At 72.9% G+C, this 15,019-nt stretch carries 9 protein-coding genes and 2 pseudogenes; 7 read left to right on the top strand and 4 right to left on the bottom strand.

Annotated features, from left to right (window positions below; all coding sequences use genetic code 11):
• Positions 1 to 224 precede the first annotated feature (224 nt).
• Both QQM67_RS16360 and QQM67_RS16355 read right to left on the bottom strand, forming a co-directional pair.
• Positions 225 to 719: pseudogene (locus QQM67_RS16360) on the bottom strand (SUKH-3 domain-containing protein); the annotation flags it as partial.
• Positions 716 to 1,354 carry a YwqJ-related putative deaminase gene (locus tag QQM67_RS16355; protein WP_314174616.1) on the bottom strand — a complete coding sequence of 213 codons (639 nt, stop codon included), beginning with the start codon at positions 1,352 to 1,354 and terminating at the stop codon, positions 716 to 718. The gene QQM67_RS16355 and the pseudogene QQM67_RS16360, both read right to left, overlap by 4 nt.
• 330 nt (positions 1,355 to 1,684) lie before the next feature.
• On the opposite strand from QQM67_RS16355, the gene QQM67_RS16350 reads away from it, so the two are divergent.
• The 4 genes from QQM67_RS16350 to QQM67_RS16335 all read left to right on the top strand — a co-directional run bounded on the left by QQM67_RS16350 (position 1,685) and on the right by QQM67_RS16335 (position 7,881).
• Positions 1,685 to 2,440: a hypothetical protein gene (locus QQM67_RS16350; RefSeq protein ID WP_314174615.1), complete on the top strand. Its 756-nt coding sequence runs from the start codon at positions 1,685 to 1,687 to the stop codon at positions 2,438 to 2,440.
• Positions 2,441 to 2,662: 222 nt separating this feature from the next.
• Complete coding sequence (locus QQM67_RS16345) at positions 2,663 to 3,733, top strand: HNH endonuclease (RefSeq protein ID WP_399066884.1); 1,071 nt, start codon at positions 2,663 to 2,665, stop codon at positions 3,731 to 3,733.
• A gap of 141 nt (positions 3,734 to 3,874) precedes the next feature.
• Positions 3,875 to 6,460, top strand: coding sequence for an SUKH-4 family immunity protein (locus QQM67_RS16340; RefSeq protein ID WP_314174613.1), 2,586 nt, complete (start codon positions 3,875 to 3,877; stop codon positions 6,458 to 6,460).
• 440 nt (positions 6,461 to 6,900) lie between these two features.
• Entirely contained in the window at positions 6,901 to 7,881 is a 981-nt protein-coding gene (locus QQM67_RS16335; protein WP_314174612.1) for a cellulose-binding protein, read from the top strand.
• Positions 7,882 to 8,156: 275 nt separating this feature from the next.
• Here QQM67_RS16335 and QQM67_RS16330 read toward each other — a convergent pair whose 3' ends face one another.
• A complete protein-coding gene (locus QQM67_RS16330; protein ID WP_314174611.1) occupies positions 8,157 to 9,773 on the bottom strand; it encodes a sodium/solute symporter in 1,617 nt (538 codons plus the stop codon).
• On the bottom strand, positions 9,770 to 10,231 hold the full coding sequence (locus tag QQM67_RS16325) for a DUF485 domain-containing protein (RefSeq protein ID WP_314174610.1): 462 nt from the start codon (positions 10,229 to 10,231) through the stop codon (positions 9,770 to 9,772). Before QQM67_RS16325 ends, QQM67_RS16330 begins: the two co-directional genes overlap by 4 nt.
• 600 nt (positions 10,232 to 10,831) lie before the next feature.
• Between QQM67_RS16325 and QQM67_RS16320 the strand changes: the two are divergent.
• The 3 genes and pseudogenes from QQM67_RS16320 to QQM67_RS16310 form a co-directional block, all read left to right on the top strand.
• A pseudogene (locus QQM67_RS16320) lies at positions 10,832 to 11,587 on the top strand (ABC transporter ATP-binding protein); the annotation flags it as partial.
• Positions 11,588 to 11,826: 239 nt separating this feature from the next.
• Positions 11,827 to 14,409: an ABC transporter permease gene (locus QQM67_RS16315; RefSeq protein WP_314174609.1), complete on the top strand. Its 2,583-nt coding sequence runs from the start codon at positions 11,827 to 11,829 to the stop codon at positions 14,407 to 14,409.
• Positions 14,410 to 14,589: 180 nt separating this feature from the next.
• Complete coding sequence (locus QQM67_RS16310) at positions 14,590 to 14,952, top strand: hypothetical protein (protein ID WP_314174608.1); 363 nt, start codon at positions 14,590 to 14,592, stop codon at positions 14,950 to 14,952.
• The last annotated feature ends 67 nt before the right edge of the window (positions 14,953 to 15,019 follow it).

Below are 15,019 nucleotides of genomic sequence, written 5' to 3'. Positions count from 1 at the left end.
GGTCCGGGCGGCCGGCTGGTGTGGACGGGGCCGCTCGTGGAGGCGGCGCCCGCACCCGTACCCGTGTCCGGACCAGCGCCCGTACCCATGTCCGGACCCGCGCCCGTACCCATGTCCGGACCCGCGCCCGTACGCGCGCTCATGTACGCGCCCGGGCCGATGTGATCCGAGCCGTCCGGACCCTCACCGCCCGCGGCCGTGCCCTTGTCGGCGTCGAGCGGTCTGGTGAGCCGTTCGGGGCGGGCGCCGGTGAGCAGTGCGGAGAGTGCGGTGTCGAAGTCGCGGCCGAGGTACCAGTCGCCGGTGTGGTCGAGGCTGTAGACGCGTGCCTCGGTGTCGATGGCGAGGAGGGCGGCGTCGGCGCCGTCGGTGCCGAGCGGGCAGATCTCGGTCCGCAGCGCCCGGCCGAGGTCGGCGAGGGTGCGGGCGGCGTGCAGGGCGTGCAGGGGGTCGACGCGCACGCTGCTGGGGGCGATGGTGCGTCCGGGGCCGGTGGGGTCGATGGGCAGGTTGCCGAATTCGGCCCAGACTTCGACGGCGGCGGGGAAGACGGCGTGCCGGTGGCCGCCGGGGGAGATGTGACCGCGGAGGGCGTCGGCCCACTCCTCGGCCTGGCGCATGTCCCATCGTCCGGGCTGCCAGCCCGCGTTGCGCAGCGCGTCGTCGACGGCGACGGGAAAGCGGGTGGTGGAGGTGCGCTGGTGCGGGGGCCGGTTCACCTGTGCGCCTTTCCGCCGGCGGCTCCGGGGTCGACGGGGCGCACGCCGAAGTGGGCGAGGAGCGCTCCGCACGCCCGGCAGGGCGGGGCGTAGTGCCCGTGCAGCGGGTCGCCGTGTTCGCGGATGTGGCGGGCGGTGAGTCTGGCGTTCTTCAGGGCACGCTTGGCCTCGCTGTGGGTGAGGGGCTTGGGCTTGGTGCTTCCGGTGCGGCGGGCGCCGCGCTTGGCGGCGCGTGCGGTCTCGGTGGTGGTGAGGTAGCGGGAGAGCAGGACGGTCTCGGGGCAGCGGCCGGTGTGGCGGGCGCGGTGCTCGGTGGTGAGGGTGTCGAGGAAGTCCTGCACAAGGGGGTGCGGTGCGGGGGGCTGGTCTCCCTTGTTGCCGGTGGAGGTGAGGGTGCGTCCTCGTACGGAGAGGGCGGCGGCGACCGCCGGGAGGATGCCGTCGCGGCGTTCGTGGAGCGGCGGTGTGGTGTCGTCGGGCGCGATGGTCCAGCCGACGCGGGGGTCGTCGGGAGTGCGCTGCGCGGTGGGCGCGGACGCGGTGGCTCTCGCGGACGTGGCGGATGCGGCAGGTCCGGTCTGTGCGACCGGTGCGGCCGGTGTGGACGCAGGGGAATTCAGCGACGCGGTGTTCATGTGGTGGTTCCTCCCCGCACGGCCCCTTCTGCCGTTTGTGTCGCGGTGTGTGCTGTGTGCCGGGCCAAGTATGCAGTGTGGGGGGAGAGTCGATCATGCCACCGGCCTTGTCATCGGGATGTGATGGTTTCCCGAGGGGTGGTGAATCGGGGGTGGTGGGTGGGGATAGTTGGGGCCAGCATCGGGCGTACATCGTTTTTTCGAGGCAGGAGTTCCGTGATGGGCCGCACCTCTCTTCGTTGTCGCAGTGATGGTGACCGACACAGTCGCACGTGTGGTCGCAGGGGTAGTCGTCTCGGTACGCGTGTCCGGCGTGCGCTGGGTGTGGCCGTGGTGGTGCCGGTGCTGGCGGTGTCGACGGCGGCGTGCAGTGGCGGCGGTGACGGCGGCGGCGCCGACGGCAAGAAGGACGGCCAGGAGCAGGGTTCCGGCGACGCCGCGGGCGACGGGGGCAAGGGCGCGGGCGGCTCCGACTCCGGTGACGACGCCGCGGGCGGCGGCGTTCCGCCCCTGGACCAGAAGCAGTTGGAGAAGGCGCTGCTCAAGTCCGGTGATGTGAAGGGCTATCGGGCGCAGCGCAACAGCGAGGACGCGCTCCCGGAGCAGAACACCCTGGAGTCGCACGATCCCGAGTGCGCCCCGATCACCGACGTCGTGGACTCCAAGCCGGACCACAAGCGCGTGGCGTACACGAGCGGTGTGCTGATGAAAGGTTCACTCAGTACGGGCGGCGCGGTGCAGCAGGTGCTGCTCTCCTCGTACGAGGACGGCGAGGCGCAGCAGTGGCTCGGGGAGTTGAAGAAGGCGCTGAAGCGCTGCGGTTCGTTCACCGGGCAGATCGGCACGGGCCAGGAGACGCGGCTGCGGATCAAGCCGGACGCGGGCGTGGGCGTCGGTGACGACTCGGTGCGTTTCACGATGGAGGACGCGAAGGGCAAGGACTCTCCGACGGTCTTCACCATCGTCCGTACGGGCGGCAATACGGCGTCGTTCATGTCGGTCTCGCTGTCGGGCAAGCCGCACGCCGTGGCCAAGTCGCTGGTGGAGAAGCAGGACGAGAAGCTGACCGAGGCAGCCAAGAACTAGGCGGCGAAGAACCGGCCGGCCAAGAACCGGCCGGCCAAGAACTACGCAGCCGCGAACTACGCAGCCCAGAGCCGGGCGGCGAGGAACCGGGCAGCGCCGGGGCGCATGCCGCGCCGCGCCGCGCCGCGCCGTCCGCTCCGCCGCATGTCGGGCGGACGGGCCGCACCGTGCGGGCGTGCTGCGGTGTCGGCGTACCGCATAGGCTGTCCCAGTCAGCCAGATGTGCAGCAGGGGGCTTCCGCGATGACGACAGGCCGGCTCGAGGGGGCGCGCCCCGACACTCCTCCCCCTGGCTTTTCCGGGGGGTACTCCCAGGCGGGATCTCCGCCGGGCCCGCCGGGCGTTGGAACGCCCGCGCCACCGAACCGGGCCTACGCAGGGCAGGTCGTGAACTTCCCCGATCCGGTGCGGGCCGCCCGCCACCCGGGCGGGGTGCGGGTCGACGAGAACGGCCTGCCGCAGTTCTCCCCGTACGCGCGCGCGGCTGCCGAGATCGCGGAGCCGCCCGAGGGCTTCGGCGGCGACGAACTGCGCCTGACGGACTACGTGTCGGCCAACGCCGCGCTGCACGCGTCCGGGCACGAACTGTGGGCGGATCTGCCGCCGGTGGCGACGCCGCACGGCTGGACGTGGCACCACGCGCCGTACTCGCGCCGCATGGAGCTGATCCCCGTCGAGGTGAAGGTGCTGCTGAGGCACCACGGCGGGCTGGCGACGGCCAACGTCGACCACGCCAAGGGCGGTACGCGGCCGTTGCAGGAGACCCGGCCGGTGCACTTCGAGGTGCCGCACTCGGTCGCGGTGACCGAGTCGCAGGTGCTGGAGGTGGAGGAGCGGCTGGGGTACCGGCTTCCCTGCGCCTACCGGGCGTTCCTGAAGGCGGCGGGCGGCTGCGCGCCGCGCGGGGTGGCGCTGGACGCCGAGTTGGGGCTGCTGGTCGACCAGCCGTTCTTCACGGTGCGGGAGGACGCGGCGGTCAACGACCTCGTCTACATCAACAAGTGCCTGCGCGACCACTTCACGAAGGACTTCCTCGGGGTGGGCTTCGTGCAGGGCGGCCTGATCGCGGTGAAGGTGAAGGGCGAGGGCGCCGGTTCGGTGTGGTTCTGCGCCTTCGACGACGCGCGCGATCAGGACGGGCTCGATGTGCAGGCGCGGGTGGAGCGGCTTCTGCGGCCGTGCGGCGCCGACTTCGACGAGTTCCTGCTGCGGCTCGCGGGCGACCCGCCGGAGCTGGAGACCGTCGCGAACCTGATGGTCGACGGCGGCTTCGCACGCGCGGTCCCGGTGTGAAGGGCCGGCCGGAGTGTGAAGGGTCCGGGTGCGAACGGTCCCGGCGAGAACGGTCCGGGCGAGAACGGTCCGGGCGAGAACGGTCCGGGTCTGAACGGCCGGGTGTGAGGGCGACGTTGAGGGTTGAGGGGTGAGCGCGCGATGGTGACCTTCGCACAGGCTCAGGAGCGCGCGGAGCGCTGGGTCAACGGCGATGTTCCCGTCGACCGCCGACACGAGGTGCGGGTACGGGAGTTCGACCTGGGCTTCGTGGCGTGGGCCGAGCCGCCCGCGGGCGAGGGCGCCGGGTCCGGGGCCGGGCCGGGAGCCGAAGTGCCCCGTGCGCGGCTGGTGATAGCGCGTGACAGCGGCGATACGACGCTGTGGCCGGGGCTGCCGGTGGGCGAGGTCATCCGCCGTTACGAGGAGGAGTACGGCGCGACGAGTGCGGCGCCTGCTCCGGGCGCGGCCTCGGCGCCGCAGCGGCTGGACCTGGAGGCCACGTCGTTCCTTCTGACCCCGCCGGAGTGGCTTCAGCAGGCCGCCGATCAGATGGGCGTGCCGGGCAGGAGGGGCGCAGGCGCGGGTGCCGCTGCGGGTGCTCCCGGGGCCGGTGCCGGGGCCGGGGCAGGCGCGAGCGCGCCGCACGCCGCCGGAGTCAGCCCGTGGGACGCGGCGGACACCAGCAGTTCGGGCGGCGGTGAGGCACAGCTGCCGCCCGCGACGGTCTTCGCGCCGCCTCTCGCCGACGGCGGGGACGCGGCGTCGCCGGACGCCAAGACGGAGCTGATGCCCGAGGGCCCCTCCCTTCCGAGGACCGCGGTCTCCCCCGCGGTCGACGGCCAGGACCAGCAGGCCGGGCCGCCCGGGCAGGGCCCAGGGCAGGGTCAGGCGCCCGGCGGTCAGGGTCAGGCACCCGGCGGTCAGGGTCAGGCACCCGGCCCGGCAGTGCCGCCCCCGCCGCCCATGCCGCCGAACGCACCGCCCCCGCCCCCGCCCCCGGGTTCGGGCCCGGGCGGCGGCGACAGCGGCGGCGGCGATGTGCACCATGCGGCGACGATGCTCTCCGGTCCGCCGACGGGCGGCTCGGCGCCGTCCGGCCCCTCGCGGGGCAGCGGGCCGTCCGTTCCGCCGCCGCCCGGTGCCCCCGGCACGCCCGGTGCGAGGCCCGGCGGCTCCGCACCCGGGACTCCCGGAGCGCCAAGTGGCGGCTACGTACCGACGCAGATGGTCTCCGCCGACGAGCTGGCGGGTGCGCCCGGCGGCGCCGACGGCCCTGGCGGGCCCGGCGGTTCGGACGGTTCGGGGTCGGGTGGCGACGGCGCCGGCGTGCACCACGCGGCGACGATGCTCGCCGACCCCTCGCAGGGCGGTCCCGCCGGCCCCGGCGCGCCTCCTCCGCCGCCCGGCGCACCGGGGCAGTCCCCGGGTTCGGGCCCGGGCGGCGGCGACAGCGGCGGCGGCGATGTGCACCACGCCGCGACCATGCTGGCCGACCCGTCGCAGGGCGGTCCGGGCACACCGGCACCCCCGAGGCCGCCGGGTCCGCCGCCCGCGCCGCCGGGCGCACCCGTCGGCGCCCCGCCGCAGGGCTACGGCTTTCCGCAGCAGGGGCCTCCGGCCGGTCCGCCGCCCGCCGCGGCGCCCCCGCCCGGAGCTCCCGGGGTTCCCGGGGTTCCCGGAGCCCCCGCCGCTCCCGCGCCGCCCGCGTACGGCTACCCGCAGCAGCAACCGCAACAGCAGCATCAGCAGCCCTCGGGCGTGCCCACGGTCGGCCCCGGCTACATGGCGGTTCTCCGCTACCGCGCGCCGGACGGCTCGGAGCAGCAGCTGATCAGGCGCTCGGCGCCCGGCGTCCCGCACCCGGAGTGGCAGATCCTGCACGAGCTGCGCGGCATGAACGTACCGCCGCAGCAAGTGCTGGAGCTCCACACGGAGTTGGAGTCGTGCGAGCTGCCCGGCGGCTACTGCGCCCGCATGATCCGCGAGACCTGGCCGCAGGTCCGGGTGACGCACACGGCGTCGTACGGACGCGACCACGCCTCCCGTCAGCAGGGCATGCGCCATCTCCTGGAGCACCAGGGCGAGTTGCACCAGGTCGCGGACGGGCCCGCGCGCCCCGCCCCGTGCCGGGTGCCGCTGCCGCCGCAGCATCAGATCCCGCCGGTGCCTCCGGTGCCGCCGGACGCCATAGGGCAGGAGCTGCTCCAGGCGTTCGGGCCGCAGGGGGTCTTCCGCTTCGATCAGCACGCCGTCTCGCGTCAGGGCGTGCCCGACATCGTCGGGCAGACGCTGGTGTGGGCCGGTCTGCCGGTGGAGGTCGGCCCGTTCTTCTGGGGGCAGACCCAGCCGGGCCGTCCGGTGCCGACGCTGGCCGAGCTGGCGCAGGAGCGGGGCGTGCAGCCGGGCTCCGATGCCGGTTCGTATCTGGTGATGGGCAACGACTTCGGCAAACAGATGTGCGTGCAGTACGGCACGGCGAACATCGTGGCCGTACCGCTGGAGGGCGGCCCCGAAGGGCAGCCCGCGCAGCCGCAGTTCGTCAACACCGGGCTGCCGGAGTTCGTGCGCGTGCTCGCGCTGCTCGGCCGGATGTGGCCGCTGCGGTACGGGCTGACGCAGGAGCAGGCGGGCCGCTGGACGGTCGACTTCCAGGCTCAGCTGGCCGCGCTGGACCCGGCGGCGTTCTCCTCGCCGGAGAACTGGTGGGCGGTGCTGCTGGAACAGATGTGGGACGGCCTCTTCTAGCCACGCGGCACCGCGGAGCCCCGTAGACAGGTTCCAGCCGCAAGGCGCTTCGGGCGCGGCACATGGCCGCGCCCGCACCGGCGTATGCGCGCCCACCCCCAGGGCGGCGCCCACGGGCGTCCCCAAGTGCCGTGCCCAAGTCCCCCGCCTCGCCCTGCCGTTCACCCTCCACGGCGTTACCGCCGCCCGTCGCCCGTCACTCGCACGGATGGTCCGCAGCGTCCGTGAGGTGACGCGCGGCGGGAACCGCGCCGTGCGGGCATCGCCGCTGGTGCCGCCCGCGAAACCCGCCGACTCCGGCCCGTCTCGCCCCCGCCCCGGGTGACATGACGCGCCGTTCGTGGCGCACTCGTAGGGAGTGTCGGGTTATGACCGCTTCGCTCCCATCAAGAAGGATGTGCGTCCGCCGTTGAGTGTGTCGCCGAGGTAAGGGGCTCGATATGGGTGCGTCGCCGCATGCGTTCACCGTTGTACGGGGCCGTGGCTACCGGCCCGAGCAGGTCGACCGGGCCGTGGCCGGGCTGATCGGGCAGCTGGACGAGAACCGCCGGCGCGTCGCCGAGCTCACCGGCTTCGAGGAGGAACTGGCCGCGGAGGCCGAGCGGTTGAGGTCCGTCGCCGAGTCGCTGCCGCCGCAGTCGTACGAGTCGCTGGGCGAGCGCGCCCGGCGGCTGCTGTCGCTCGCCGAGGCGGAGGCCGCGGACGTACGGGAGGCGGCCGAGGCCGACGCCCGGCGCACCGAGTCCGAGGCCGAGGCGCACGCGCGGGCGGTCCGCGAGGCCGCGGAGGAGGAGGCGGAGCTGCTGCGCACCGAGGCGTGCGCTGCCGCCGCCCGCAGGGCCGAGGCGGCGCGCAGCGAGGCCGGGGCCGTGGCCGAGGCGGCGCGCGCGGCGGCCCGGGAGACGCGCGCCGAGGCGGACGAGGCCCTGCGGGAGACCGAGGCGCACTGCGCCGGGGCGCTCGCGGAGCAGGAGCGGGAGCAGGCGGCCGCGGCGGAGGAGGCGGAGCGCGAACTCGCCGACCGGAGGCGCGCCGTCGAGGCGTACACGGGCGAACTGGCCGACCGCGGCGAGGAGTTGCTGGACGCCGCGCGGCGCGAGCGCGCCGAGGCCGAGGAGGACGCGCGACGCTGGCAGCAGGAGGCGCAGGCACGCGGCGAGAAGCTGCTGGCCGGTGCGCGCGTACGGGAGGACGCCGTCGAGCGCGAGACCGAGCGGGTGCTGTGGGAGCACGCCGAACGCGCGACGGAGATGAGACGGCACATGGCGCGGGTGCGCAGCACGCTCGCATCGCTGACGGGCCGTACGTCGGGGGACGCCGGCGAAGGGCAGGCCCGTACCGCCGAGGACGAGGCGGACGCGGACGCCGGCACGGGCGATGCGGTGACGGTCCCGGGCCAGGTCAGGGGCCGCGACCGCTGACAGCCCGCACCGGCGGGCACGGGCCGCGCGCTGCCAAGTCCCGCTCCCGCAAGGGGCTTCACGGCTCTACGTCCGGGGCCGGGCCCGGCCCCGGGGGTGCGTGCGCCTCAGCGGCGCCTGGCGCCGGCCAGCAGCTGCGGCTCGGCGATCCCGTACTCCGTTCGTGCCCGCCGCGGCGCCGACAGCCCGCATCGGAGGCATGGGCCGCGCGCTGCCAAGTCGCGCGTCCCAAGTCCCCATGCCCGCAGGGCCCGGCCCCCGGAGGCCCGTGCGCCTTATCGGCGCCTGGCGCCGGCCAGGAGACGTGGTTCGGCGATCCGGTACTCCGTACGTCCTCGTTCGCGCCTGCGGCGGCCGCTGAGGAAGGTGCCCATCCAGCCGAGCAGGAAGCCGACGGGGATGCTGATCATGCCGCTCGTGGTGAGCGGGAAGACGTCGAAGTCCCGGTCGGGGAAGAGGGATTGGGGCGTGCCGGAGATCGTCGTGGAGAAGGCCGTCACCGCGATCGCGGTGGCCGTGCCGCCGATGAGCGTGCCCAGCAGGCCGAGGCGCGTGAAGCGCCGCCAGAACAGGTTGTAGACGAGCGCCGGTGCGATGGCTGACGCGGCGATGCTGAACGACAGGATGATCAGCGAGCGCAGCGCCTTGTCCTGGACGAGGACGGCCAGCGCGATCGCGGGCGCTCCGACGGCGAACGCGGCGAGGCGTGCGATGAGCAGTTCGCGGCGCGGCGAGGGCTCGCCGGTGCGGGTCATCACGTGTGCGTACAGGTCGTGGGCGAGCGAGTTGCCGCAGGCCAGGATCATCCCGGCCACCGACGAGAGCAGCGTCAGGAAGACCGCCGTCGAGACGGTGGTGAAGACGAATGTCGAGAGGGCCGCGGAGTCGCCGAGGATGCCGCGTGCCAGCCGGAGGATCGCGGTGCTGCCCTCGGGGTCGCCCGCGGCGAGGGCCTCGCGGCCCAGGAGGGCCGTCGCTCCGGCGCCGATGACGGCGATGAAGAGCGCGAAGACCGCCATGATCATGACGGCGTACGACATGGCGCGGCGGATGTCGGGCGCGTTCCTCGCGGTGTACATGCGCATCGTGACGTGCGGCAGGCAGGCGGCGCCGAAGACGACGGTCAGGGCGCTGGCCACCAGGTCGGCCTTGCCGACGGACGTGGGCTCGATCAGCAGCCCGGACCGCGAGTAGGCGGCTCCGCGTCCGCTGCCGACGTCGGCGAGGGTGATGAGGCGGGAGGGGTCCCAGCCGACCTTGTCCAGGACGAGGAGGGCGAGCATCAGCGAGGCGCCGAAGAGCACCACGAGCTTGATGATGTGGATGAGGGCGGTGCCCTTCATGCCGCCGATCGCGGCGTAGCCGATCATGAGCGTGCCGAGGGCGACGATGACGACCGTACGGACGGAGGAGCCCTCGAAGCCCAGCACGAGGGTGACGAGATGGCCCGCGCCGGAGAGCTGGAAGACCATCAGGGGGAGCAGCGCGGCGAGGGTCACGGCGGTCGCGGCGAGACGTACCAGGCGGCTGGGGGCGCGGTGGGTGAGGGCGTCGCCCATGGTGAACCGGCCCGCGTTGCGCAGTGGTTCGGCCAGCAGAACCATCAGCAGCAGCAGGGACAGGGCCGTGCTGAGGGCGAGTACGAGCCCGTCGAAGCCGGCGAGGGCGATGATGCCGATGGTCGACAGGACGGTCGCGGCGGAGATGTAGTCGCCGGCGATGGCGAAGCCGTTGCGCAGCGGGGCGAGCGTGCGGAAGCCGGTGTAGAACTCGTCGAGGTCGTCGCGTTCGGCGCTCGTCATGATGCACAGCAGCAGCGTGACGCTGACGAGGGCGGCGAAGATGGCGAAGGACAGGGACTGCGAACCGGCGTCCACGGAGCTCGGGTTCACCGGCGGCCCTCCTCGTCCTCGCGCCGTTCCTCGTCGGCCACGCGAACCCGGTGCGAGATCGGGTCGACGGTGACGCGCGCGAAGAGCTCGTAGGTCACGATCGTCACGAGCGTGATCGGGATCACCAGCAGCCCGAGGAAGACGCCCAGAGTGACGGAGCCGAACAGGGACCTCCCCATGAGGTCCGGCAGATAGGCGGCCATGCACAGCCAGGCGGTGAAGTAGCCGAGCACGGCGACCGTCATGCCGCGGCGCAGCCAGCGGTAGGCGGAGCGCAGCCGGACGAGTTCGGTGTCGGCGTGCGCCGGAACGCTCGGGGCGTGTGCGGGCGGCGGCTCGTAGGAGGGGCGTGGCGGGTGGTACGGACGGGGCGGATAGGAGGGAGAGGGCGGAGGTGGCGGCGGATACGTTCCGTAGTCGTCGTAGTACCCGTCCCGTCCGCCCGTGTTGAACGCCATGCGCGCCTCCCCTCCGTACGGGGCCGAACGCCCGAGGTTGAGCGCACGTTACTGGCGAGTGTCGGTACGTAGGAAGGGCCGCGGGGAAACCTGTCACATTTCCAACATCGTCACAGCAGGTCACAGCAGGTCATGGCGGTTGACGGCGCTTACCGGCCCAGGCGCCGGCCCTGTTTCCCCGAGGTCTCCCCGAGCCGCCCCCTAGGGGCACTCCGGCGCTTCCCTGTGCTGCGGAATCGTCCCGGAGCAGGAGGAGGACGCCGCTGCCGCCGCATAGGCTCCTGGCACGGAGCCGGTACGGGGGGTTCCGTCCCACCGGTGCCGCCGGCCGGGGGTGGGGGCAGCCCCAGCATCCGGAGAGGTACGGGCACCATCGCGCCGCGCACCCGCGCACCGGAAGACTCGGAGCGAAGTCATCCGGGCGCGGCGGTCGGGCGCCGTCCGGCGCGGGCGTACGGCGCGCGAGAAGCCGGACACCGACGCCCCAGAGCCCTACCGAAGCCCAGAGCCCAAGGCCCAGAGCCCGAAGCCCAACCGAAGCCCAGAGCCCAAAGCCCAGAGAAACGCCTGCAACACCCGACGGGGAGAGGAACACACATCATGACGACGGCTGTAGCGGATCCCAGGAGCGGGGGCAGCGGGGCGCATACGGCCGTCGCGGCCTCCGCCCGTCAGCTGGTCAAGTCGTACGGTTCGGGCGAGACGCGGGTCATCGCGCTCGACCACGTCGACGTGGACATCGCACGCGGCGCCTTCACCGCGATCATGGGCCCGTCGGGCTCCGGCAAGTCGACGCTGATGCACTGCCTCGCCGGTCTGGACTCGGTCACCGAGGGCCGCATCAAGATCGGCGAGCAGGAGATCACCGGTCTGAAGGACAAGAAGCTGACGCGGCTGCGGCGCGACCGGATCGGCTTCATCTTCCAGGCGTACAACCTGCTGCCGACGCTCAACGCCCTGGAGAACATCACCCTTCCCATGGACATCGCGGGCCGCAAGCCCGACAAGGCGTGGCTGGAGACGGTCATCGCCACCGTCGGCCTGGAGGGGCGGCTCAAGCACCGGCCGAGCCAGCTTTCCGGCGGGCAGCAGCAGCGGGTGGCCGTCGCGCGGGCGCTGGCGGCACGGCCCGAGATCATCTTCGGCGACGAGCCGACCGGCAACCTCGACTCGCGTGCGGGCGCCGAGATGCTGGGCTTCCTGCGCCGCTCCGTCGACGAGCTGCGGCAGACCATCGTGATGGTCACGCACGACCCGGTGGCCGCCGCGTACGCGGACCGCGTCCTCTATCTCGCCGACGGGCGCATCGTCGACGAGATGAACCGGCCGACGGCCGAGGCCGTGCTGGACAAGATGCTGCGCCTCGCGGAGCCGTCCGGGGCGGGCGCGTCCCCGCACGGGGCCCCCGACGGCGCCGCGCGCGGAACTCCGTACGCGGCCCCGCACGGGACCGCCGACGGAAACCAGGACGGACTCGCCGCGTTCGGGAGCCTCGACGACGGATACGACGACGGATTCGACGACGGCGGCGCCGGGCCTCACGGCTCCCGCCGCGACGCCGGGTTCGACGCCTTCGGCGCCAACGGGAGCCGGTCGTGACCGTGTTCAAGGCGTCCCTGCGCAACTTCTTCGCGCACAAGGGGAGGATGGCGCTCAGCGCCGTCGCCGTTCTGCTGTCCGTGGCGTTCGTGTGCGGCACGCTCGTCTTCACCGACACCATGAACACCACCTTCGACCGGCTCTTCGCGTCCACGTCGGCCGACGTGACCGTCAGCCCGAAGAAGGCGGAGGAGGCGGCCGGATCGGGCAAGAGCACGGCCAGGCCCCGCACGCTGCCCGCCTCCGCGCTCGCGAAGGCCCGCGAGGCCGAGGGCGCGAAGTCCGCGGAGGGCGTGGTCTCCAGCGAGCAGGTCACCGTCGTCGACGGCGACGACAAGAACATCGGCTCCACCACCGGAGCGCCCACCATCGCCGCCAACTGGACGGCGGGCGACCGGAAGACGATGAAGATCACCTCTGGGCACGCGCCGCGCGGCGCGTCCGAGGTCATGGTCGACGCCGACACCGCCGAGAAGCGCCATCTGAAGCTCGGCGACGAGCTGCGGACCGTCGCCGCCACCGGCGACTTCACCGCCCGCGTCTCCGGCATCGCGACGTTCCAGGTCACCAACCCCGGTGCGGCGATCGTCTACTTCGACACGGCCACAGCCCAGCGGGAGCTGCTCGGCGGCTCCGGCTCGTACACGAACATCGCCGTGACCGCCGAACAGGGCGTCACACACGCGCTGTTGAAGAAGAACGTGACCGCGTCGCTGGGCGAGGGCCGGTACACGTACCAGACGCAGAAGGAGGCGGCGGACTCCAACCGTGAGGAGATCGGCTCCTTCCTGGACGTCATGAAGTACGCGCTGCTCGGCTTCGCGGGCATCGCGCTGCTCGTGGGCATCTTCCTCATCGTCAACACCTTCTCGATGCTGGTCGCGCAGCGCACCCGCGAGATCGGCCTGATGCGGGCCATCGGATCGAGCCGCAGGCAGGTCAACAGGTCCGTACTGATCGAGGCGTTGCTGCTCGGCGTCGTGGGATCGGTGCTGGGCGTGGGCGCCGGAGTCGGGCTGGCCATCGGCCTGATGGAGGCCATGGGCAGGCTCGGGATGAACCTGAGCACGTCCGAGCTGACCGTCAAGTGGACGACGCCCGTCACCGGCCTCGTGCTCGGCATCCTCGTCACGCTGCTCGCGGCGTATCTGCCCGCGCGCCGCGCCGGCAGGGTCTCCCCGATGGCCGCGCTGCGCGACGCGGGCACTCCCGCGGACGGCAAGGCCGGAGCGGTGCGCGCCGTCCTCGGCGTGCTGCTCACCGGCGGCGGCGCGGCCGCTCTCTACGCCGCCACACAGGCGGAGAAGGCGAGCCAGGGCTCGCTGTATCTGGGGGCCGGAGTCGTGCTCACGCTGCTCGGCTTCGTCGTCGTCGGGCCGGTCCTCGCGGGTGTGCTGGTGCGGGTGCTGTCCGTGGTGACGCTGCGGCCGTTCGGCGGCCGGGTGGGGCGCCTCGCGGAGCGCAACGCGCTGCGCAATCCCCGTCGTACGGGCGCCACGGCCGCGGCGCTGATGATCGGGCTGGCGCTCGTCGCGTCGCTGTCGGTGGTCGGCTCGTCGATGGTCGCCTCGGCGACGCAGGAACTGGACCGCTCCGTCGGCGCGGACTTCATCATCCAGTCCGGCAACGGCCAGCCGATCACTCCGGCAGTGGAGAAGAAGCTCAAGGCGTCGACGTCGCTGGAGACCGTGACCTCGTACAAGATGGTCGCGGCCGAGATCACCACGCCGGACGGCGCGAAGGGCAAGGAGCAGCTCTCCGCGACCGACCCCTCGTACATGCGGGATCTGCGGCGCGAGGTGACGTCGGGCGATCTGACGGCGGCGTACGGCCGCGACGCGATGTCCGTCGGCGCGGGCTACGCCAAGGAGCACGGCGTCAGGACGGGCGACACCCTGAAGGTCGCCTTCGCGGGCGGCGGTACGGCGAAGCTGCGCGTGGCCGCCGTCACCAAGGAGGAGACCAGCGTCGACAAGGGGGCGATGTACACGGACATCGCGACCGCCAGGCGCCACCTCCCCGAGGCCCAAGTGCCGCCCAGCGTCATGATGTTCGGCTCCGCGAAGGACGGGCAGGAGGACGCCGCGTACTCGGCGCTGAAGAAGGAGCTCAAGCCCTATCCGCAGTATCAGGTGCGCGACCAGGCCGACTTCAAGCAGACCTTGCAGGACCAGGTCGGGCAGATGCTCAACATGGTCTACGGGCTGCTGGCGCTGGCGATCATCGTCGCCGTCCTGGGAGTGGTGAACACCCTCGCCCTCTCCGTCGTCGAACGCACCCGCGAGATCGGCCTGATGCGGGCGATCGGCCTCGCGCGGCGCCAGCTGCGGCGCATGATCCGGCTGGAGTCGGTCGTCATCGCGCTCTTCGGCGCCATGCTCGGGCTGGGGCTGGGCATGTTCTGGGGGGCGGCGGCGCAGAAGCTGCTGGCCCTGGAGGGCCTGAACGTGCTGGAGATCCCGTGGCCGACGATCGGCGCGGTCTTCGCCGGGTCCGCCCTGGTGGGCCTGGTGGCGGCGCTGGTCCCGGCGTTCCGGGCGGGCCGGATGAACGTACTGAACGCGATCGCCACGGAGTGACGGCCCGTGCCGTGGCCGGTTCCGTCCCCGCGCGGGTGGGACGGGCCCGGCTACGGCGAAGGCGCGACTATGCGAAGCTCGCACGTGTCTGCGGCCTTCTTTCTGAATGTCCACTTGATACTGATTCGAGCCCGGCGCCTGCCGGGCTCGAATCAGTAAGGACCAGAAAGAGAGGCACAGATGAGAAGGAACCGGATCCTCAGCGTGAGCGCGCTGGCCCTGGCGCTGGTGGCCGGAGGCGGCTGGACGGCGCAGGCCGACTCCACGGACGCGCACAAGCCCATGGGCGGCCACGACAAGATCCACGGTTACGAGGTCGTACGGCTGCCGAACAGGAACGTGGACAACTTCGAGCGCCGTACCGTCTGGTGCCCCCCGGGCAAGAAGGTGCTCGGTGGCGGCGCCGAGGCGCGCGGCGACGGAGCGATCCTGGTCGGCAGCTTCCCGACCGACAACAACCGCGGCTGGATCGGCCTCGGCCGGCAGGACACCGACGACAACGTCGGGATCAGCGTCTTCGCGATCTGCGCCTACCCGCACTGAGCCGCGCAAGGCTCCGGGCTCTGATCCGGGCCCTGGTCCGGGCCCTGGTCCGGGCGCTCGTCCCGGA

Origin of the sequence: Streptomyces winkii, assembly GCF_032248595.1 — a bacterium.
Taxonomy (GTDB): Bacteria; Actinomycetota; Actinomycetes; order Streptomycetales; family Streptomycetaceae; genus Streptomyces; species Streptomyces winkii.
Note: the sequence above shows the minus strand (reverse complement) of the source record. Positions and strands in the feature narration are given on the sequence as shown.

Coding starts and splice junctions, on each gene's coding strand:
- QQM67_RS16325 (WP_314174610.1), bottom strand. CDS start 10,231: ATGGCGTTCAACACGGGCGGACGGGACGGGTACTACGACGACTACGGA.
- QQM67_RS16335 (WP_314174612.1), top strand. CDS start 6,901: ATGGGTGCGTCGCCGCATGCGTTCACCGTTGTACGGGGCCGTGGCTAC.
- QQM67_RS16340 (WP_314174613.1), top strand. CDS start 3,875: ATGGTGACCTTCGCACAGGCTCAGGAGCGCGCGGAGCGCTGGGTCAAC.
- QQM67_RS16310 (WP_314174608.1), top strand. CDS start 14,590: ATGAGAAGGAACCGGATCCTCAGCGTGAGCGCGCTGGCCCTGGCGCTG.
- QQM67_RS16355 (WP_314174616.1), bottom strand. CDS start 1,354: ATGAACACCGCGTCGCTGAATTCCCCTGCGTCCACACCGGCCGCACCG.